This is a genomic window from Geodermatophilus sp. URMC 62 (assembly GCF_052931475.1).
Window position 1 is genome coordinate 4,243,631 of sequence record NZ_JBRFHY010000001.1, and the last position, 19,736, is coordinate 4,263,366.

A 19,736-nucleotide genomic window follows, 5' to 3' on the forward strand; every position below is an offset into this window, starting at 1 on the left:
TCAGCCGAGGTCGCCGTCGACGTACACCCAGCGGCCCTGCAGGCGGCGGAACCGGCTGCGCTCGGCCTGCACGTGCTCCTCGCCGCCCACCCGCGAGTGCGCGCGGAAGGTGACGGTGCCTTCGGTGTCGAACGGGCCGCCCCCGGTGGTGGCCAGCACCTCCAGCCCGGTCCAGCGCACCGCGGGGTCGAGCTCCAGCGACCGGGGGCGGGCGGCCGGGTCCCACGTCGCCAGCAGGTGGGTGGCGTCACCGACGGCGAAGGCGCTGTAGCGCGAGCGCATCAGCTGCTCGGCGGTGGCGGCGGCCGCCGTCCCGTCGTGCAGCCGCCCGCAGCACTCGGCGTAGGGCAGCCCGGTGCCGCAGGGACAGCGTCGCGGGGCCATGCCCGCAGTCTCACCCCTGGTCGTCGGCGATCCACACGGCGGTGTCGGCGGGGAGGGCCACCGAGCGGGCCGAGGCGTGCACGCCCGGGCCGGAGGCCAGCAGCACCTCGCCACGGGAGCGGACGAGGACGGTGTCGGCGCCCAGGTTGACCACGCAGCGGACCGTGCGGCCGCCGCCGGTGCAGCGGACGGTGAGGACGTCGCCGCGGGTGCTCACCGTCGCCTCGCCGGTGCCGAGCGCCGGGTGCTCGGCGCGGATCGCCAGCGCCTGGCGGTACAGGTGCAGCACCGAGCCGGAGTCGCGGGTCTGCCTCGACACCGCGTGCTGGCGCCAGGCCGACGGCACCGGCAGCCAGGGCCGGGCCGAGCCGGCGGGGGAGAAGCCCACCCCGGCCGAGGCGTTCCACGGCATCGGCACGCGGCAGCCGTCGCGGCCGGCGCGCTCGCCGTTGCTGCGGAAGAAGATCGGGTCGCGCTTGGCCTCGTCGGGGACGTCGGCCTGCGGCAGGCCGAGCTCGTCGCCGGCGTAGACGTAGGCCGAGCCGGGCAGCGAGAGCAGCAGCAGCGCCGCCGCGCGGGCGCGGGCCAGGCCGGTGTCGCCGCCGCCGAAGCGGCTGACCATGCGGTCCTTGTCGTGGTTGCCGAGCACCCACGACACCGGCGCGCCCACCCGGCCGAAGGCCTCCAGCGCGCTGCCGATCGCCTCGGCGAAGGCCGCCGTCTCCCACCGCGACTTGAGCAGCCGGAACGACAGCGACTGGTGCAGCTCGTCGGGCCGGGAGTAGAGGGCCACCTCGTCGAGGTCGGCCAGGCACACCTCGCCGACCAGCATCGTGCCGGGGTACTCGTCGCACACCGACCGCCAGCGGCGCCACACGTCGTGCACCTCGGGCTGGTTCCAGGTCATCGCCTGCTCGGGGCCGTGGCCGAACAGGGTGGGGGAGTATCTGCCCGGGTTGTCGCGCAGGCCGGCGTCCTTGTACAGGCCGTAGGCGACGTCGACGCGGAAGCCGCTGACCCCGCGGTCGAGCCAGAAGCGCAGGGTCCGCTCGAAGTCGTCGGCCACGGTGGGGTCGCGCCAGTTGAGGTCGGGCTGCTCGGGGGCGAACAGGTGCAGGTACCAGCGGCCGTCGGGGGTGCGCGACCAGGCCGGGCCGCCGAACAGCGAGCGCCAGTTGTTGGGCGGCTCCTCCGACGGCGGGGCGAAGTGGTAGCGCGACGCCTCGGGGCAGTCGGGGTCGGCCAGCGCCGCCTGGAACCAGGGGTGCCGGTCGGAGGTGTGGTTGGGGACGACGTCGAGCACGACGCGCAGGCCCAGCTGCCGGGCGTCGGCCACCAGCGCCTCGACGTCGGACACGTCGCCGTACTCGGGGTCGACCGCCCGGTAGTCGACGACGTCGTAGCCGCCGTCGGCGCCGCCGGAGGGGTAGTGCGGGTTGATCCACAGCGCGTCGACGCCCAGCCACGACAGGTAGGGCAGGCGCGCCCGCAGGCCGGTGAGGTCGCCGATGCCGTCGCCGTTGCCGTCGGCGAACGAGCGCAGGTAGACCTGGTAGACGACGGCCGAACGCCACCACGCGTCCTCGGGGAGCTGCCCCGGGGCGGACGGCCAGGAGACCTGCTGCGGAGCGGCGCCGGTGCCGGCCGCGACCAGTCGAGCGGACATGCATCCCAGATCGGCAGACCCGCCGCGGGAGCTGCGAGGCGAGCATCGACGAAGTGCGACCACCGCCCTTGGCAGGTGTCCACGACACCGACCTGCCTGCTCCGCCGCCGGCCGCCGCCCGCCCTAGGCTCCCGCCCACCGCCGAGCGAGGAGGACCCCCGTGCGTCAGCTGTTCACCAACTTCCGGAACTTCGCCTTCTCCGGCAGCCTGGTCGACCTCGCCGTCGGCCTGGCGATCGGCGCGGCCTTCGCGGGCGTCGTCGAGTCACTGGTCGGCGACGTGATCCTGCCGCTGGTGGCCGCGCTGTTCGGGCAGCCGGACTTCGACGCCCTCGTGCTCACGGTGAACGGCTCGCAGATCCGCTACGGCTCGTTCCTCACCGCGTTCGTGTCCTTCCTGCTGCTGGCGCTGACGATCATGTTCCTCGTGCAGGCGATCCGGCGGGCGACCGGGCGCGAGACCGCCGGCGCCCAGGGCAACCGGGAGTGCGACCACTGCAGGAGCTTCATCCCGGTGGACGCCTCGGTGTGCATGTTCTGCACGCGCGACGTCGTGCCGCTGGCCGAGTGACGGGGGCCGGCGACCGCGACGGGGCTCACCCCACCGGGCCGGATGGCCGGACCGGGCGACGGCGTTGCACCAGCGCACCGAACGTCACGAGCCGCCACGACAGGCGGCAGGGAGCACCACGATGACCCACCGTCCGACCACCCGCCCGACCACCCACCCGACCACGTGCCTGCGTCACCCCCGGCACGTCTGGATCGCCAGCTGCCCGGACTGCACCGCCTGGTACCTCGCCGGCCTCAGGACCGGTCGCGGCAGCGCGGCGGCAGCCCGGCAGGCCGGCGAGGACGTCGCCCCCGCGGCCTGACGCACACCCGACAGCGCCCCCCACGGCCCGGCCGCGGGGGGCACTGCCGCGTGCACCCCTGCGGGCGGAGGAACCGGTCCCGCCCGCGTCCCCGCAGGAGGCCCGGCACGGCCGGGAAGCGCGACCGCTCCCCCTGGTTCACTGGCCGTTGAACGCTTGACCACAGGCGGGCCCCGGCGCCCGCGACCCGGAGGGAGCGCCGTGCACCTCGGCATCGACAGTTTCGTGGCGGCGGTGACCGACCCCTCGACGGGCCGCGTCGTCGGTCCGGCGGAGCGCATGGAGCACCTGCTGGAGGAGATCGCGCTCGCCGACCGGGTGGGCCTGTACTCCTTCGGCATCGGCGAGCACCACCGGCCCGAGTACTACGACTCGGCGCCGCCGGTCATCCTCGCCGCGGCCGCCGCCCGCACCTCCCGCATCCGGCTCGGGAGCGCCGTCGCCGTCCTGTCGGCCGCCGACCCGGTCCGGGTGTTCCAGCAGTTCGCCACCCTCGACCTCATCTCGAAGGGGCGCATCGACTGGGTCGTCGGGCGCGGCTCGTTCACCGAGGCCTTCCCGCTGTTCGGCCTCTCCCTGGCCGACTACGACGAGCTCTTCGACGAGAAGCTCGACCTGCTGCTGCGCATCCGCGGGTCCGAGACCGTGACCTGGTCGGGCCGGCACCGCCCGGCGCTGACCGGACAGGGCGTCTACCCCCGCCCGGTGCAGGACCCGCTGCCGATCTGGGTGGGCGTCGGCGGCTCGCCGGAGTCGTTCATCCGGGCCGGGCTGCTGGGCCTGCCGCTGATGGTGGCGATCATCGGCGGCGAGCCGCGGCAGTTCGCGCCGCTGGTCGACCTCTACCGCCGCGCCGGCGCCCAGGCCGGGCACGCGCCCGAGACGCTGCAGGTGGGCCTGCACGTGTTCGGCTACGTCGCCGAGAGCACGCAGGCCGCGGCCGACACGATCTACCCGGGCTGGCACGAGATGTTCGCCAAGATCTCCCGCGAGCGCGGCTTCGCCCCGCCCACCCGCGCCCAGTTCGACGCCACCAGCGGCCCGAACGGGGCGTTCTTCATGGGCGACCCGGACAGCATCGCGGCCAAGCTGCGGCGGGTGTCGGAGCAGCTCGGTGGAGTGCAGCGCATCTCGCTGCAGATGACCAACCCGCGGCTGGCGCACGCCGACCTGCTGCGCGGCATCGAGCTGCTGGGCACCGAGGTCGCCCCCCGGGTGGCGGACGCCTAACCCTCGGCCCGGCGCCCGGTGAGGGCCAGCAGCTGCCCCGCCGCGCTCGTGCCGTCGTGCACGGGCAGCGCGGTGGCGTACATGCCGGTGGCGGCCAGCTGCGGGCCGAGGGCGCGGACGCCGGCCAAGGTCACCTCGGCCGTCTCGGGGTCGAGGTCGGCGGCGACACCGAGCGCGGTGGCCAGGTCCCACCCGTGCAGCAGCGGCTCGACGACGGCGGTACCCAGCAGCACCGCCACCGGCACCTCGCCCATCGGGCTGGCCACGACCGCGTCGTCGGGCACCGCCGCCAGCGCCGCGGCCGCCTCCTGCCGGGCCCGCCGCCAGCTCGCCGCGGGGTCGGGTCCGGCCAGCCGGGCCAGGTCGGCAGGCTCGGTCGTCGGGGCGGGGGGAGGAGTGCCGCGCAGCAGGGCGGTCACCTGCACCTGGCCGTCGACCAGGTGGCCGAGCAGCGCGCGCACGTCCCACGCCGAGCACGGTGTCGGCAGCCCCCACCGGTCGGGCCGGACGCCGGCGACGACACCGTCCACCCGGTCGAGCGCCCGCAGGTACCGGTCGCGCGCGGTGCTCACGCCCGCTCCCCGAGGTGCGGCCGCAGCGCGTGCCAGGCCGCGTCGGCGACGACGGCGGCCACCGCGCCGGTGGGCTCCGCGCCGTCCGCGGTCAGCCAGCCGCGGGCGACCTCGTTCGCCGGCCCCAGCCACAGCGCGGTGACGACCGGCAGGGCCGGCTCGCCGGTCCACCCGTGCCGCCGCAGCCAGCCGGCCACCTCGGCGAACAGCCGCCGGTTGTCCTCGGTGACCGCCGCCGGCACCGCCTCCCGCAGCGCGGCCGGACGCGCCGACAGCAGCAGCAGCGCGATTCGCGGGTTGTCGGCGACCCAGCCCAGGTGCCGGTGGACGACGGCGCGGACCCCCTCCGGCGCCCCGGCCGCCGCGGCCAGCGCCGCCAGCACGACCGCGTCGTGGTCGAGCAGCCCGGCGGCGACCACGGCCGACTCCAGGTCCTGCCGGGTCGGGAAGTGGTGGAACAGGCTGCCGTTGCTGACCCCGGCGCGCAGCCGGACGTCCTGCATCGAGGTCCCGTCCCAGCCGCTCTCCCGGGCGCTGGACAGCGCCGCCTCGACGATCAGGCTCCGGGCCGCCCCGCGTCCGCTCATGGAGCGGCACTCTAGAGCGTCACTCCGGAAGGCGCGAGGGGTCAGCTCCCGGCCAGGAGGGCCCGGACGGCGGCGACGTCGTCGGCCTCGGCCGCCGTCTTGTCCGGCCGGTACCGGACGACGCGGGCGAAGCGCAGGGCGACCCCGCCCGGGTAGCGGGGGCTGCGCTGGACCCCGTCGAGGGCCACCTCGACCACCAGCTCCGGCCGCAGCCGCACGCCCCACGAGGTCTCCTCGGCGGCGAGCCCGGGGAAGGTCCGGGTCTGCCAGTCCAGCAGCTCGTCGGTCATCCCCTTGAACGTCTTGCCGACCATCACCGGCTCGCCGCCGTCGGGGTCGCGGGCGCCCAGGGAGATGTTCGACAGCTTCCCGGTGCGCCGGCCATAGCCCCACTCCGCGGCGAGCACCACCAGGTCGAGGGTGTGCACCGGCTTGACCTTCTGCCACGCCCGGCCGCGCCGGCCGGCGGCGTACGGCGCGTCCAGCGCCTTGACCACGACGCCCTCGTGGCCGGCGGCCAGCGCGCCGTCGAGCACCGCGGCGGCCTGCTCCGGCGTCGGCCGGCGGACGCCGGGCATCCGCAGGGGCGCGTGCTCGTCGGCGGCCAGCAGCCCGGCCAGCGCGTCGAGGCGGACCGACAGCGGCTCGTCGACCAGGTCGCGGCCGTCGAGGTGCAGCAGGTCGAAGAAGAAGGGGCTCAGCGCGACGGCGGCGTCGGGCGTCTCGCTGCCGAAGCGGCTCATCGTGTCCTGGAAGGCCCGCGGCGCGCCGTCGTCGTCCAGCGCCAGGGTCTCGCCGTCGAGGACGGCGGTCTGGCACGGCAGCGCGCGGACGCACGCCACCAGCTCCGGGACGACGCCGGTGACCTCGCGCAGTGTGCGGGTCCAGACCCGGACGTCGTCCCCGTCGCGGTGCACCTGGATGCGCGCCCCGTCGAGCTTGTGCTCGACCGTCACCTCCGCGCCGAGGTCGGCGAGGGCGGCGTCGAGCGAGGAGCCGGGACTGGCCAGCATCGGCCGCACCGGGCGGCCCACCTGCAGCCGCACCGCCTCCAGCGCCCCGGCACCGCCGGCCAGCGCGGTGGCCGCGGTCGCCGGGAGGGAGCCCGACAGCATCGCGGCGCGGCGGACGAGGTCGGCCGGCACGCCGGCCGCGGCGGCCACCGCGTCGAGGACGACGCCCTCGAGCGCGCCCTGCCGCAGCTCACCGGTCAGCAGCCCGACGAGGAAGCGCTGCTCCTCGGCCGTCGCGGCGCGCAGCAGCGTGCCGAGGAGCTCGTCGCGCCGTGCCGCGGACCCGGCGCCGGAGGTCGCGGCCAGCGCGGTGAGGACGGCGTCGACGTCGGCCACGGTGAGCGCCGGCGTGTCCGCGGGGTCGTGCGCGAGCCGGGTGAGCGTCCGCCAGCCCACGCCGAGCCGGCTCTGCACCGGATCGCCGGCCAGCCAGGCCGTCACCGGCCCGACGTCCTCCGGCGCCGCGGCGCGCAGTGCGTCGGCGACGGCCCGTGCCTTGGCGGTGCGCGATCGGGTCGCCGCCACGGCGGCGGAGGCGGCGACGACGTCGGCGAGCAGCACGCGGACATGCTGGCAGCCGCCGCCGACACCGGCTCCGCCCGCCGCGGAGGCACGTGGCCGTTCGGGGCGGCGTCTCCTGCCGTGTCGGCGGCAACGACCGCCGTCTCGACCGCGGGGAGCGGCCGACGGCGGGGCAGCGGCGGGGCGGACGGGCGCCGCCGCGGTGCTGCTGGTGCCGGGAGCGGTCACCGTGGTCGCCCGCCTGGTGGACGTGCCGCGGGTCCACGACCTGGCGCTGACCGTGGGCATGGCGCTGCAGGGGTTCGGCGAGACGCTGGGCGCCTACGACGAGTTCGTCCGCTTCGACGACCTCGTGCACGTCGCCCTGCCGATGCTCACCGCGCCCGTCGTGTCCATCGCGCTCGCCCGCCTCGACGTCGTCCCGGACCCCCGGGACGAGACCCACCTGCGGCACCACGTCGGCATCGGGGTCGTGACGCTGGCCCGCGGCATCTCGATCGGCGCGCTGTGGGAGGTCTACGAGTGGCGGTCCGACGCGTGGCTGGGCACCCGGCTGTCGGAGGGCAACGACGACACCAACGGCGACCTGGTGCGCGACACCCGGGGCTCCCTCGTCGGGGCCGCCCTGCTGGTCGCCTGGGTGCGCTTCGGCGGGGGCTCGGTGCGCCGGATCCCCGGCGTCGACACCCACGAGGAGGTCAGCGCCTGACCCGGGCGGGAACCGCCCCCGGAACGGGTACCGCGGGGCCGTGCTCACCCGGCGCCGTCTCCTCGCGGCGGCCGGCCGGCTGGCCGCCGCCGGCCTGCTGACCGGCTGCGGTCTCCGGCTGCCGGCGACCGGGGAGGCGGCCGTCCTGACCGCGCGCCCGGCAGAGCCGCCGGCCGACGCCCCGCTCCCGCCGCCGGGCACCTCCCCGCTCGGCCTGGAGGAGACCCGAGACCCCCTGCTGCACGTGCCGGCTCCGGGCCTGGCGGGGCCGGCCCCGCTCGTCGTCGTGCTGCACGGCGCGGGAGGGGACGCCGAGTCCGGGCTCGCGCTGCTGCGGGCGCCGGCCGACGAGCGGGGGCTGCTGCTCCTGGCGCCCGCGTCGCGGGGGTCGACCTGGGACGCCGTCACCGGCGGCTCCGGCTCCGACGCGGCCGTGGTCGACCGGGCGCTGACCGAGGTCTTCGCCACCGTCCCGGTCGACCCCGAGCGGGTGGCCGTCGCGGGCTTCTCCGACGGCGGGTCCTACGCCCTCGGCCTGGGGCTGGCCAACGGCCGGCTGTTCCGGCGGGTCGTCGCCTTCTCCCCGGGCTTCGTGCTGCCAGGGCGGCGCACCGGCCGGCCGCTCGTCTTCGTCTCCCACGGGACCGCCGACGACGTCCTGCCGATCGGGCAGACCAGCCGGGAGATCGTGCCCGCGCTCCGCGACGACGGGTACGACGTCACCTACCGCGAGTTCGACGGCGGCCACGTCGTGCCTCCGGAGGTGGCCCGGGAGGCGGCCGACTGGGTGGTCGGCTGACCGGCCGCCGCACCGCGGCGAACGGGCCGCTCAGCCCACCTCCTCGGCGAGCCGGCGGACCGGGTCGGACCAGGCGGCGGGCGCGGTCCAGGGGAAGCTGTGCGCTCCCGGCACGGACGCGAACCGGCCGTCGGGGGCGAGGTCGGCCAGCGAGCGGGCCCACTGCGCCGTGCACAGCAGGTCGTCCTCGCCGTGCAGCACCAGCACGGGGACCCGGACCTGCGGGACGACGTCCTCGAGCCGGTCGGCCAGGTGCGCCCGCACGGCGTGGACGACCCGGCGCATCCCGGCCCGTTGCCGCTCCGGCCGGTGCGCCTCGTCGAGGTCCGGCGGCTCGAGCCGGTGGTCGCGGTACCAGGCCCGCAGCACGCCGCCGAGGCTGCGGAACCGGGGGTCGACCGTCGGGCTGGCCAGCACCAGTCCCCGCACGCCGGGGGGACGCCGGAGCGTCGCGCGCGCGGCGACCTGCGTGCCGCCGGAGTGCCCGGCCAGCACCACGCGGTCCAGCCCCGCGGCCCCGAGCCAGGCCACCACGGCGTCGCCGAACTCGACGACGTCGAGCTCGTGCGGCGGCTCGCCGCTGCCGGAGAAGCCCGGCAGCTCCACCAGGTGGGCGCGGGTCCACGTCCCCAGCGCCCGCAGTCCGGGGACGAGGTAGTCGGCCACCCCGATGCCCTGGACGACGACGACCTCGGCGACGCCGTCCCGCGGCCGGCCCACCGTCCGGCTGCGCACCCGCCCGAAGGGGGTCTCGCGGTCGGTCGTCGCCGGCTCCGTCGACAGCGGGCACCTCCGGACGACCCCACGGCGGGCGCACCCGGGCGGCCCGCACCGAGGCCAGTGTGGCCGCGCCGGCTCCCGGGTGCGCGGCGTGCGGGTGCCTGGTTGGCTCCGGGCAGGCGGCCCGAGCAGGCCGGCCGCCGGGGTCGCCGAGGGGAGAAGGCCGTGGCCAGGACCATCGCAGGCACGTCGAAGCAGACGCTGGCCCGGGCGCTGGGCGCCGCGGGAGCCGCGTTCGGGGCGCTCAGCGTCCTCGCCCCGGGGGTGGTGGCCGCCGGGTACGGCGTCCCGCCGACGCCGCAGGGCCTGCAGCTGCAGCGCCTGTTCGGCAGCCGGGCGCTGGCCCTGTCGGCCACGGCGCTGACCGCGCGCACCGAGGAGGAGGTCGACCGGGGACTGGCCCTGGTCGCCGCCGCCAACCTGCTCGACGTGCTCACCGCGCTGGGGGCGGCCCGCGGGTCGGGCCGGGCCACCACGGTGCGGGCGGTCACCAGCTCCGCCGTCTACGGGGCGGCCGCGCTGGCGATCCGCGCGATGCGCTGACCGCACGCCCGCGCACCCGAGGGCGGAGCCGCGCCGCGCGCCGGTGTCCGGCACGACGCCGCTCGCCGACCGACCGGGGTCACCCCTCACCCGTGAAGGGCGGGGCGTCGTCGGCCACGACGGCGCCCCGCTCGCCCAGCGGCCGCTCCGGACCGACCGTGGAGTCCCGGACGGTCTGCCGCTCGGCCTCGGCGTTCACCACCGCGCCCAGCACGACGAGGAACACGCTCAGCCACAGCCACGCCATGCTGATCGCCACACCGGCCAGTGAGCCGTAGGTGGCCTGGTAGTTGCCGAGGCTCTGCACGTAGGCGAACAGCGCGGCCGACGTCGCCAGCCACAGGACCGTCGTGAGCGCCGCGCCGCCGCTGATCCACCGCCAGCGCGCGTCCTTCCGGTCGGGGGCGCACCGGTAGAGGACGGCGAGCACCGCCGTCATGAGCAGCGCCAGGCCGAGCCAGACGGCCACCGGCGCGACGGCGCGGACCGGACCGGGCGCGCCGTCGAGCGCGTCCGAGACCAGGCCCGCGACGGTGATCACCGCTCCCAGCAGCACCGCGCCGCCGAGGACCAGCAGCAGGCCGAGCCCGCTGCGGCGCAGGAAGCTGCGGGTCTCCTGCTCGTGGTAGGCGAGGGTGAGCGCGTCGACGAGGTAGGTGGCCGCGGTGGTCGCCGTCCACAGTGCCGCGGCCAGCCCGGCCAGGCCACGCCAGGTGAGCACCTGGCCGGAGGCGGCCGTGATGGTGGTCAGCTGGTCGGCCACCAGCGGCCGCAGGTCCTCCGGCAGCATCCCGGCCACGGCCGACAGCTGCTCCAGCGCCTCCGCGGGCGTGGTGACCGCGCCGTAGATCGACAGCGCCGTCACCAGCACCGGGGCGATGGACAGGATGGCGAAGAAGGCCACCGCGGCGCACAGCGCCATCAGCCGCTCGTCGAGCGCGTGCACGACCGAGCGCCGCACGACCCGCCACCAGCCCCGCAGCGAGATGCGGTGCGGCGAGACCGCGTCGTCCGGCGCCGCGTCGCTCCGCCGTGGTCTCCCCGTCACGGACCCGAGGCCGCGCACCTCCGCCATGGGGGGAGTGTGCTCCGGCTCCCGCACGGCGGCACGCTCCCGTCCGGTACGCCTGGCAGGGGATCCCCGGACCGGTCCAGGCCGCAGGACCAGGGTCGGTTCCGGGCGGTCCCCGATGTCCCGGGCGACCCGGGGGCGCCAGGCTCGGTGCATGACATCGACCCCGTCCTCCACCCCCTACTCCGTCCCCCCGCAGGCCGTCCCCCCGCCGTCCGCGCGACCGGAGCTCCGGCGCAGCCGCACCGACGCGGTGCTGGGCGGCGTCAGCGGTGGCCTGGCCAGGCACACCGGCACCGACCCCGTCCTGTGGCGGGTCGGGTTCGTCGGCCTCTCCGTCGCCGGCGGCGTCGGCGTCCTGCTGTACCTGCTGCTGTGGGTGCTGGTCCCGCAGGAGCCCCTCGGCCCCGGTGAGGAGGCCCGCCCGGTCGACCGGTTCGTCGACGACCTGCAGGCGCGGCTGGGCGGCCCGGGCGCGACGGCGTCCCGCGGCTGAGCGGCCGGTCAGCCGCCCAGGTGGGCCTGCTTGGGCGCCAGCCCCCGCAGCGCCTCGGCGGCCACCCGGTCCCGGGACGCCCCGGTGGCCGCCACCACCGCCGCCCCGACCAGGCCCTCGACCAGCGGCGCGGGGGAGAGCACCACCCGCGCCCGCAGGTCGTCGTCGAGGAACTCCAGCGCGGTCTCGGCCGACAGCACGGCGCTGCCGAGGTCCATGAACACGACCACGCCGTCCCCGCCGTCCGCGGCGGTGACCGCGTCGGCGATCGCCGTCGCGTCGGTGCCCAGCCCGCCGTCGACGTCCCCGGCGGCGACGCCGACGGCGAGCTCGCGACCGGGCAGCATGCCGCGCGCCAGCTCCACCGCCGCCTCGGCCAGCGCGCGGCTGTGCGAGACGACCACCAGCCCGACGGTCACGAGCCGCCGGCCAGCGCGGTCGCCGCGGCCTGCACCAGCAGCGCCGCCGAGGTGGCGCCGGGGTCGGCGTGGCCGGCGCTGCGCTCGCCGAGGTAGCTCGCGCGGCCCTTGCGCGCGACCAGGGGCACCGTGGCGTCCCGTCCTCCCGCGGCCGCCTCCGCGGCCGCCCGCAGCGCGTCGGCCAGGTCGCGCCCGTCGGCCAGCGCGGCGTCCAGCGCGTCGCACGCCGGCCCGAGCGCGTCGAGCATCGTCTTGTCCCCGGGCTCGGCCTTGCCGCGGGCCGCGACGCCGTCGTACCCGGCGCGCACCGCGGCGGCGAGGGAGCGGCCGTCGTCTCCGTCGAGCGCGCCCGCGGCCCGCAGGAAGAAGGTGCCGTAGAGCGGTCCGCTGGCGCCGCCGACGGTCTTGATCAGCGTCGTGGCCACCGTCTTGAGGACGGCGGCGGGGTCGTCACCCGGCTGCGCCTGCAGGGCGGCGACGACGGCGGTCATGCCGCGGTCGAGGTTGGCGCCGTGGTCGGCGTCGCCGATGGCCGCGTCCAGGCGGGTCAGCTCGTCGCGCTGCTCGTGCACCAGCCGGGCGAACTCGGTGACCCAGGCGGTGAGGCCCGCGGCGTCGACGGCGCTCATGCGCCCCAGCGCAGTGCCGGGGTGCGCACCGGTGCGTCCCACAGCCGCAGCAGCTCGTCGTCGGCCCGCAGCAGGGTGACCGAGCAGCCGGCCATGTCCAGGCTGGTCATGTACGAGCCGACCAGGTTGCGGGCGACGCCGATGCCGGCCTTGTCCAGGACGGCGACCACCTCGGCGTACATCAGGTACAGCTCCAGCAGCGGGGTGGCGCCCATGCCGTTGACGAAGGCGATGACGCCGTCGCCGCCGGTGAGGTCGAGGTCGGCGAGGATCGGCTCCACGAGCATCTCGGCGACCTCGCGGGCCGGCGCCAGCGGCACCCGGCGGCGGCCGGGCTCGCCGTGGATGCCGATGCCGATCTCCATCTCGTCCTCGGGCAGGTCGAACGTCGGCCGCCCGGCCGCGGGCACCGTGCACGAGGTCAGCGCCATGCCCATGCTGCGGCCGGTGGCGTCGACCCGGCGGGCGACCTCGGCGACCTCGGCCAGCGGCCGGCCCTCCTCGGCGGCCGCGCCGGCCAGCTTCTCCAGCAGCACGGTGACGCCGACGCCGCGCCGGCCTGCGGTGTAGGTGCTGTCCTGCACCGCGACGTCGTCGTCGGTGACGACGGTGGCGACCTCGGTGTCGGACTCGGCGGCCACCAGCTCGGCGGCCATCTCGAAGTTCATGACGTCGCCGGTGTAGTTCTTCACGATGTGCAGGACCCCGGCGCCGCCGTCGACCCCCCGGGTCGCGGCCACGACCTGGTCGGGCACGGGTGAGGTGAACACCTCCCCGGCGCAGGCGGCGTCGAGCATCCCGGGGCCGACGAAGCCGGCGTGCATCGGCTCGTGCCCGGACCCGCCGCCGGAGACCAGCCCGACCTTCCCGCGCACCGGCGCGTCGCGGCGGAAGACGACCCGGTTCTCGTGGTCGACCCGCAGCTCCGGGTGGGCGGCGGCCATGCCGCGCAGCGCGTCGGCGACGACGTCGGCGGGGTCGTTGAGCAGCTTCTTCACCGGGGGCTCCTGGTCTCGGCCCTGCGCGTGGTGACCGCGGTCACGGGACGTCCGGAGGCTAGGGAGCGCCACCGGCCGGCACAAGACCGCGCCGGTGCCGCCGCCGACCGGCTGCCCGACACTGGGGGTCGTGGAGACGGCGACCGACGGCGGCCGACCGGGCAAGCCCCTGCCCGACGTGGTCGCCCCCGACCTCGACGTCCTGTTCTGCGGCATCAACCCGTCACTGCTGTCGGCCGCCCGCGGGCACCACTTCGCGCGCCCGGGCAACCGGTTCTGGCCCGCGCTGCACCTGGCCGGGCTGACCCCGCGCCGGCTCGCGCCGGAGGAGGACCGGGAGCTGCCGCGGTACGGGCTCGGGGTCACCAACCTCGTCGACCGGCCCACCCGGACGGCGGCGGAGCTCGCGCCCGAGGAGCTGCGCGACGGCGTGGCCGCCCTCGAGGAGCTGGTCGCGCGGTACCGCCCGCGGGTGGTGGCGGTCCTCGGCATCACCGCCTGGCGGCTGGCGACCGGCCGCGCCCGGGCCGGGTGGGGCCGGCAGGACCACCGGCTCGGCGGTGCGCGGACGTGGGTGCTGCCCAACCCCAGCGGCCTCAACGCCCACCACCAGCTCCCGGACCTCGCCCGGCTCTACGGCCGGCTGCGGGAGCCACCGGGCTGAGCCGTCCGCCCGGTCCGGTGGGGGTGAGCGTCCCGCCGGCAGCGCTCGGGCCTCCACGGCCAGCTGACCGACCAGCGCGACGGCGTCTCCGGTGTCGAGGACGGACCCCTCGGCCAGCGCCGCGGCCAGCTCACCGGGGTCGAGGGCGGACTCGACGGCCGTGACGTAGCGCTGCCCGTCCGTGGGGTCCATCCGCAGCGGGTCGTAGCCGACCAGCCGGGCGCCGGTCCGCAGCGCGCCGAGCAGCACGGCGCCGTCGCGGGCGCGCCCGGCCGCGGTGGCCGCGCCGACCGCGGTGAGCAGCCCGGCCAGGGTGCCGGTGGCATCGCCCTCGCGGTGGGTGAGGTCGACCATGCGCCACAGGTCGCCCAGCGCCTCGTCGGCACGGCCGAGCTCGGTCAGCACCTGGGCGCGGATCCACAGCACCGACGAGGAGGCCCAGGAGTGGCCCAGGCCCAGGGCGAGCCGCTCGGCCCGCGCCAGGTGCTGCAGCGCGCCCTCGGCGTCACCGGCCACCCGGGCGAACTGGCCCAGCGTCATCGCGATCTCGGCCTGCACCCACTCGATGCTCGAGGCCTCGGCGAGCTCGAGGCCGCGGGCGATGTCGCGGGCGGTCTCGCCGCCGGGGTCGGCCTGACCCAGCATCGCCCGGACGAAGCCGCGCAGGACCAGCGCCAGCGCCAGGACCTCGTCCCGCTCGCCGGGGGCCGCGCCGACGATCTCGTTGGTGCGCGCCCAGATCGAGGCGACGTCGCCGGAGAGGTAGGCCAGCAGCGCGTCGCCCAGCAGCGCCCCGCTGCGGACCCGTGGCGACGCGTCCGGGGTGGCCTCCAGCGCGGCCGACAGCCAGCGGCGGCCTTCCTGCACGTGGCCGCGGCGGTACCACCACCACGACAGCGCCGCGCCGATCCGCAGCGCCGGCTCACCCTGACCCGTGGCCAGCGCGTGCGCCAGCGCCGCGCGCACGGCCGGCTGCTCGGCGTCGAGCCGCTGGGCGCTGCGCGTCCACTCCGCACGGCGCAGCGTCGGCTCCAGCCGCTCGGTGAGGGCGACGACGAAGCCGGCCAGCCGGTCGCGCAGCTGCCGCGACCACCCCTGGTCCAGCCCCTGCTCGGCGTACTGCCGCAGCGTCTCCAGCACGCGATAGCGGCCCGCGGCGTGGTCGAGCTCGACCAGCGACTTGGACACCAGGACCCGCAGCAGCTCCAGCGCGCCGCCGTCGACGTCCGGTCCGGCGACCGCCTCGACCGCGTCGGCGCCGAAGCTGCCGGGCAGCACCGACACGGCCCGGAAGACGGCGAGCTCCGGCGGGGTGAGCAGGTCGACGCTCCACTGCACGGTGGCCGCGAGCGTCCGCTGGTGGGGGACGGCGGTGCGCCAGCCGCCCGCCAGCAGTGTGAAGCGGTCGTCGACCCGCGCGGCGACCTCGGCCAGCGGCAGCGTGGTCAGGCAGGCGGCGGCCAGCTCGACGGCCAGCGGCAGGCCGTCGAGGGCGGCGACGAGCTCGCGGACCCGCCCCAGCTCCTCCGCCGAGGGGTCGGCCAGGTGCGGGGCGACCAGCCGCGCGCGGTCGAGGAACAGCTGCTCGGCGTCGCTGCCGGGGGCGCCGGCCGGCATCGGCCCGCAGGGCAGCACCGCCTCACCGGGCAGCCCGAGCGGCTCCCGCGAGGTGGCCAGCACCCGCAGGTCGGGGCAGCGGGGCAGCAGGTCGGCGCACACCGCGGCCGCGGCCTCGACCACGTGCTCGCAGTTGTCGAGGACCAGCAGCAGCGGGCGGTCCTGCAGCGCGGTGGCGACCGCGCCGACGGGGTCCCCGGCGGTGAGGCTGACCTCGAGCACGGTGGCCACTTGTGCGGCGACCAGGTCGGGGTCCTCGACGCCGGCCAGCTCGACCAGGGCGGCCGGCGGGGAGCCAGCGGGCCGGCGGCGGGCCGCCTCCAGGGCCAGCCGGGTCTTGCCGCCGCCGGGGCCGACCAGCGTGACCAGCCGGCGGCCGCCCAGTGCCGTGGCGACGGCGTCCAGCTCCCCGGTGCGGCCGACGAAGGCGGTGAGCGGGAGCGGCAGCGGTCGCACCGGAGGGGCGGTGGGCGGCGCGGGCGGCGCGGGCGGCGCGGGCGCCGGTACCCCGGGAGCCGGGGAGGTCACCGCGGACGCCGGCGTGGCCAGCGCCGGGTCCTGCCGCAGGATCCGCTCGTGCAGCTCCTGCAGCGGCCGGCCGGGGTCGACGCCGAGCCCGTCGGCCAGCAGCCGGCGCCCCTCGGCGTAGACCTCCAGCGCCTCGGCCTGCCGGCCGCACCGGTACAGCGCCAGCACCAGCGAGGCCCGCAGGCCCTCCCGCAGCGGCTCGGCCCGCAGCAGCTCGCGGACGTCGTCGACGATCTCGGCGTGCCGGCCCAGCCGCAGGTCGAGCTCGGCGGCCAGCTCCCGGGCGGCCAGGCGCAGCTGCTCGAGGCGCTCGGACTCCTCTGCGGCGAAGGTGGCCGACACGTCGGCGTAGGCCGGACCGCGCCACAGGGCCAGCCCCTCGGTGACCGCCGCCCGCGCCGGCTCGACGTCGTCGCGCGCGGCCAGGTCGCGGGCGGTGCGCAGCAGCTGGACGAAGCGGACGGCGTCGACGTCGCCGGGCGCGACGTCGAGCCGGTAGCCCGGCTCGCGGGTGACCAGCAGCGTCCACCGGCCGTTCGTCGTGTCCGGCTCCAGCTCGCGGCGCAGCCGCGACACGATCGACTGCAGCGTCGCGGACACGGCGGTGGGCGGCCGGCCGCTCCATACGCGGTCGACGAGCAGGTCGACGGGGACGGTGCGTCCCGGGTCGACGAGCAGCGCGGCCAGGACGGCGCGGTGACGCGGGGACGAGGGCGCCAGCAGGCGGCCGTTCCGCCAGATCTCGACGGGCCCGAGGACGCGGAACGAGGTCGCGGACATCGGGACGCAGGTTAGGGCCCCGCGACCCGTTGTGGACCCCTCCGGTTCCCCAAGTCCGCGACAAGGTCACGGCAAGGCCGCGCGCGCAGGCTGCGGGGGCACCGTCCCCTCCCGTCGGGAGCCCGTGATGTCCCCTCCACCGCTGTCCGCGCCCCCTGTCCTGCCCCCCGACCTGGGCGCCTCCCTGCGCGACCGGCTGTCGGCGGGCGCCGCCGTCCGGGGGCCGGTGGTGTCGGTGACCGACGCCGCCGACGTCGTCGCCACCGTGCGGCTGGCCGGCCGGCACGGGGTGGCGCTGACGGCGGGAGCCCACGGGGACGCCTCCCGCGGGCTGGCCGTCGACGTCGACGGGCTCGGCGAGCTCGTCGTGTCGGCCGGGGGCTGGGCGCGGGTCGGCGGCGGGGTGCGGTGGCGCAAGCTGGCCGCGGCGGCCGCGCGGCACGGACTGGCGCCGGTGCAAGGCGCGTCGGGGGACGAACGGGTCGCCGACGGGGTCGCTGGCGGGGGACTGGGCCTGCTCGCGCGCACCTACGGGCCGGCGTCGGACCGGGTGCGCGCGGTGGAGCTGGTCACCGGCGACGGCGTCCTGCGCCGGGCCGCGCCGGACGAGGACGCCGAGCTGTTCTGGGGCGTGCGCGGCGGCGGCGCGGCGCTGGGGGTGGTCACCGCGGTGGAGCTGGACCTGCTGGCCGCGGGGTCGCCCTACGCGGGGGAGCTGTCGTGGGCGGCGGACGACGCGGCCGCCGTGGTGGAGGGCTGGCGGGGGTGGTCGGCGACGCTGCCCGCACAGGCCGGGACGTCGCTGGTGCTGCAGCGGCCGCCGGGAGGAGAGCCGGCCCTGTCGGTGCGCTTCGACTGGACCGGCGACCCGGGCGACGGCGCGGCCGTGCTCGACGGGCTGCGGACCCTGGTACGACCGGTGCGCGACGACGTCGGCGTCCGCGGTCCGATGCGGCCGGTCGACGCCGCCGGACCGGCCTCGGGCGTGGAGTCCTCGCTGCTGCTCGACCGGCTGTCGGAGCACGGCGCCGGGCTGCTGCTGCGGGCCGCCGGCCGGGGCGCGCCACGGACGGTGGAGCTGCGGCTGCTCGGCGGGGCGGTCGGCTGGGTGCCCGAGCGCTCCAGCGCGGTGTGCCACCGCGACGCGCGGCTGGCGGTGCGGGTGGTCGGGGGCGCCGGCGCGGAGGAGCGGGCGGCGACCCGGGCCTGCGTCGAGGAGCTCGCCGCGGCCCTCGGCGCGGACACCGGCGGACGGGAGCCCGCGCACGGCTGGCGCCGGTCGCCCGACGTCCTCGCACGGACCCCGACGTCGGCCGTCCGTGACCGGCTGGCCGCGCTCGCCTCGGCCACCGACCCGCACCGCATCCTCGGGGGCGCTGGCCGGGGCCGCCCCACCGGCCGCGGGTGCGGCCGGTAGGGCGGACCGGGCCCCGGCCCACGTGGTCAGGCCATCCCGGCGTGCACCGCGTCGGGCATCGGCTCGGTCTGCGAGTCGGCCTGCCACAGGTCGGGGCCGAAGACCTCGTACTGGACGTCCCGCGGGGGCACGCCGCGGTCGAGGAGCGCGCTCCGCACGGCCTGCAGGAACGGCAGCGGGCCGCAGAGGTAGTAGACGGCGCCCTCGGGCAGGTCCACCGCGTCGAGGTCCATGACGCCGGCGTGCAAGCCGTCGACCGGGAGCGTGCTGTACGCGCCCCGCTCGTAGAAGGTGTGCACCCGGGCGCCCGGCAGCCGCCGGACGTCCTCGAGCACCTGCCGGCGCAGCGCGAAGGACTCCTCGTCGACGTCGGCGTGCAGCAGCGTGATGGGCAGGTGCGACCCTGCGGCGGTCAGGTGGGAGAGCATCCCGGCCATCGGCGTGACGCCGATGCCGGCGCTGGCGAAGACGACCGGGCGGCCGGAGTCGTCGAGGACGACGTCGCCGAAGGGCAGCGACATGGTCAGCCGGTCGCCGACCCGGACGCGGTCGCACAGGTGGTTGGAGACCTCGCCGTCCGGCTTGTCCCCGCCGCGCACGCGCTTGACCGAGAACTGGCGGTGCTCGCCGTCGTCGGCCCGGGTGAGGCTGTACTGGCGCGGCTGCTGCACGCCGTCGGGCATCGGCACCTGGACCGTCACGTACTGGCCGGGCAGCGAGGTCTTGACCAGCCGGTCGTCGGTCCGCTTCAGGCGGAAGGTGACGACCTCGGGGGTCTCCTCGACCCGCTCGATCACCTCCCACTCGCGCCACACGGTCTCCGGGCGCACCCCCCGGGCGCTGTAGAGGCCGCGCTCCTGGTTGATGAGCGCATACGCCATCAGCCAGTAGACCTCGTCCCAGGCGGCGGCCACCTCCGGTGTGACCGCGTCGCCCAGGACGTCGGCGATGGCCCAGAACAGGTGCTCGTGGACGACGTCGTACTGCGCCGGGGTGATGCCCAGGGAGGCGTGCTTGTGCGCGATCCGGGACAGCAGGCGATCGGGGATCTGCTCCGGGGTCTGCACCAGCGCGCTCGCGAAGACCGCGACCGAGCCGGCCAGCGCCACCTGCTGCGTGCCTTCGGCCTGGTTGCCGCGGTTGAAGACCCCGTCGAACAGCTCGGGATGGGCGTCGAACAGGTGCGCGTAGAAGCGCTTCGCGATCTCCCCGACGTGGTCGGCGACCACCGGCAGGGTCGCCTCGATGACGGGGCGGGAACGGTTCGAGAGCATCGTGCCTCCTCGGACGGTCGATGGACGCCGCGCTTGTCGTCCCGCGGGGAGCCCCTCGCGACCGCGCCCGCCCGTCCCGGGAGGCCGGAGGTGGAGTCGGCCGCGACCGGCACTCCGCGGCGACCGACCCTGCCAGGAGAGGCTCCAGACGTCGACCGGAAC

The 19,736-nt window shown here is 77.2% G+C and carries 20 protein-coding genes and 1 pseudogene; 9 read left to right on the top strand and 12 right to left on the bottom strand.

Translation table 11 applies throughout. The features are described 5' to 3' along the window. Together ACU616_RS20600 and ACU616_RS20605 are read right to left on the bottom strand one after the other, a co-directional pair. Positions 1-384 (bottom strand): YchJ family protein, encoded by a 384-nt coding sequence (locus ACU616_RS20600; protein WP_446760280.1) that lies wholly within the window; start codon positions 382-384, stop codon positions 1-3. Between the two features lie 10 nt (positions 385-394). Beyond that, a complete protein-coding gene (locus tag ACU616_RS20605; RefSeq protein WP_446760281.1) occupies positions 395-2,050 on the bottom strand; it encodes a glycoside hydrolase family 13 protein in 1,656 nt (551 codons plus the stop codon). Positions 2,051-2,210: 160 nt separating this feature from the next. Between ACU616_RS20605 and mscL the strand changes: the two genes are divergently transcribed. The 3 genes from mscL (at position 2,211) to ACU616_RS20620 (ending at position 4,155) form a co-directional block, all read left to right on the top strand. Then, positions 2,211-2,621, top strand: coding sequence for a large conductance mechanosensitive channel protein MscL (mscL, locus tag ACU616_RS20610; RefSeq protein ID WP_446760282.1), 411 nt, complete (start codon positions 2,211-2,213; stop codon positions 2,619-2,621). 121 nt (positions 2,622-2,742) lie between these two features. Then, positions 2,743-2,925 (top strand): hypothetical protein, encoded by a 183-nt coding sequence (locus tag ACU616_RS20615; protein ID WP_446760283.1) that lies wholly within the window; start codon positions 2,743-2,745, stop codon positions 2,923-2,925. Between the two features lie 201 nt (positions 2,926-3,126). After that, positions 3,127-4,155 carry an LLM class flavin-dependent oxidoreductase gene (locus tag ACU616_RS20620; protein WP_446760284.1) on the top strand — a complete coding sequence of 343 codons (1,029 nt, stop codon included), beginning with the start codon at positions 3,127-3,129 and terminating at the stop codon, positions 4,153-4,155. Here the strand turns inward: ACU616_RS20620 and ACU616_RS20625 are convergent. Genes ACU616_RS20625 through ACU616_RS20635 form a run of 3 tightly spaced genes read right to left on the bottom strand, consistent with a single transcriptional unit; the run spans position 4,152 to position 6,888 of the window. After that, positions 4,152-4,727 (bottom strand): TIGR03086 family metal-binding protein, encoded by a 576-nt coding sequence (locus ACU616_RS20625; protein WP_446760285.1) that lies wholly within the window; start codon positions 4,725-4,727, stop codon positions 4,152-4,154. The genes ACU616_RS20620 and ACU616_RS20625 overlap by 4 nt on opposite strands. Then, positions 4,724-5,314 carry a TetR/AcrR family transcriptional regulator gene (locus ACU616_RS20630; RefSeq protein ID WP_446760286.1) on the bottom strand — a complete coding sequence of 197 codons (591 nt, stop codon included), beginning with the start codon at positions 5,312-5,314 and terminating at the stop codon, positions 4,724-4,726. Before ACU616_RS20630 ends, ACU616_RS20625 begins: the two co-directional genes overlap by 4 nt. A gap of 41 nt (positions 5,315-5,355) precedes the next feature. Then, a complete protein-coding gene (locus ACU616_RS20635) occupies positions 5,356-6,888 on the bottom strand; it encodes an ATP-dependent DNA ligase (protein ID WP_446760287.1) in 1,533 nt (510 codons plus the stop codon). A gap of 172 nt (positions 6,889-7,060) precedes the next feature. Here ACU616_RS20635 and ACU616_RS20640 point away from each other — a divergent pair, with 172 nt between their 5' ends. Next, positions 7,061-7,558, top strand: a complete 498-nt coding sequence (locus ACU616_RS20640) for a hypothetical protein (RefSeq protein ID WP_446760288.1) — start codon at positions 7,061-7,063, stop codon at positions 7,556-7,558. Between the two features lie 40 nt (positions 7,559-7,598). After that, positions 7,599-8,357: an alpha/beta hydrolase gene (locus ACU616_RS20645; protein ID WP_446760289.1), complete on the top strand. Its 759-nt coding sequence runs from the start codon at positions 7,599-7,601 to the stop codon at positions 8,355-8,357. Between the two features lie 30 nt (positions 8,358-8,387). Here the strand turns inward: ACU616_RS20645 and ACU616_RS20650 are convergent, their stop codons facing one another. Beyond that, complete coding sequence (locus tag ACU616_RS20650) at positions 8,388-9,092, bottom strand: alpha/beta fold hydrolase (protein ID WP_446760290.1); 705 nt, start codon at positions 9,090-9,092, stop codon at positions 8,388-8,390. Between the two features lie 210 nt (positions 9,093-9,302). On the opposite strand from ACU616_RS20650, the gene ACU616_RS20655 reads away from it, so the two are divergent. Then, positions 9,303-9,680, top strand: a complete 378-nt coding sequence (locus ACU616_RS20655; protein ID WP_446760291.1) for a hypothetical protein — start codon at positions 9,303-9,305, stop codon at positions 9,678-9,680. 79 nt (positions 9,681-9,759) lie between these two features. On the opposite strand, the gene ACU616_RS20660 is transcribed toward ACU616_RS20655, so the two are convergent. Beyond that, positions 9,760-10,755 (bottom strand): YihY/virulence factor BrkB family protein, encoded by a 996-nt coding sequence (locus ACU616_RS20660; RefSeq protein WP_446760292.1) that lies wholly within the window; start codon positions 10,753-10,755, stop codon positions 9,760-9,762. A 151-nt stretch (positions 10,756-10,906) separates the two neighbouring features. Between ACU616_RS20660 and ACU616_RS20665 the strand changes: the two genes are divergently transcribed. Next, positions 10,907-11,248: a PspC domain-containing protein gene (locus ACU616_RS20665; protein ID WP_446760293.1), complete on the top strand. Its 342-nt coding sequence runs from the start codon at positions 10,907-10,909 to the stop codon at positions 11,246-11,248. A gap of 8 nt (positions 11,249-11,256) precedes the next feature. Here the strand turns inward: ACU616_RS20665 and dhaM are convergent, their stop codons facing one another. The 3 genes from dhaM to dhaK are packed head-to-tail and all read right to left on the bottom strand — an operon-like array spanning position 11,257 to position 13,294. Next, a complete protein-coding gene (gene dhaM / locus ACU616_RS20670; RefSeq protein ID WP_446760294.1) occupies positions 11,257-11,667 on the bottom strand; it encodes a dihydroxyacetone kinase phosphoryl donor subunit DhaM in 411 nt (136 codons plus the stop codon). After that, positions 11,664-12,296 carry a dihydroxyacetone kinase subunit DhaL gene (dhaL, locus tag ACU616_RS20675; RefSeq protein ID WP_446760295.1) on the bottom strand — a complete coding sequence of 211 codons (633 nt, stop codon included), beginning with the start codon at positions 12,294-12,296 and terminating at the stop codon, positions 11,664-11,666. Before dhaL ends, dhaM begins: the two co-directional genes overlap by 4 nt. Then, positions 12,293-13,294, bottom strand: coding sequence for a dihydroxyacetone kinase subunit DhaK (gene dhaK / locus ACU616_RS20680; protein ID WP_446760296.1), 1,002 nt, complete (start codon positions 13,292-13,294; stop codon positions 12,293-12,295). Before dhaK ends, dhaL begins: the two co-directional genes overlap by 4 nt. 178 nt (positions 13,295-13,472) lie before the next feature. Between dhaK and mug the strand changes: the two genes are divergently transcribed. Next, the gene (gene mug / locus ACU616_RS20685; protein ID WP_446761508.1) at positions 13,473-13,958 is read left to right on the top strand and encodes a G/U mismatch-specific DNA glycosylase; all 486 of its coding nucleotides are present in this window, start codon (positions 13,473-13,475) and stop codon (positions 13,956-13,958) included. A gap of 2,193 nt (positions 13,959-16,151) precedes the next feature. Here mug and ACU616_RS20690 read toward each other — a convergent pair. After that, positions 16,152-16,883: pseudogene (locus ACU616_RS20690) on the bottom strand (AfsR/SARP family transcriptional regulator); the annotation flags it as partial. Between the two features lie 127 nt (positions 16,884-17,010). On the opposite strand from ACU616_RS20690, the gene ACU616_RS20695 reads away from it, so the two are divergent. After that, on the top strand, positions 17,011-18,300 hold the full coding sequence (locus ACU616_RS20695; RefSeq protein ID WP_446760297.1) for an FAD-binding oxidoreductase: 1,290 nt from the start codon (positions 17,011-17,013) through the stop codon (positions 18,298-18,300). Between the two features lie 26 nt (positions 18,301-18,326). Here the strand turns inward: ACU616_RS20695 and ACU616_RS20700 are convergent, their stop codons facing one another. Next, positions 18,327-19,574, bottom strand: coding sequence for a globin domain-containing protein (locus tag ACU616_RS20700; protein ID WP_446760298.1), 1,248 nt, complete (start codon positions 19,572-19,574; stop codon positions 18,327-18,329). Positions 19,575-19,736: the final 162 nt, after the last annotated feature.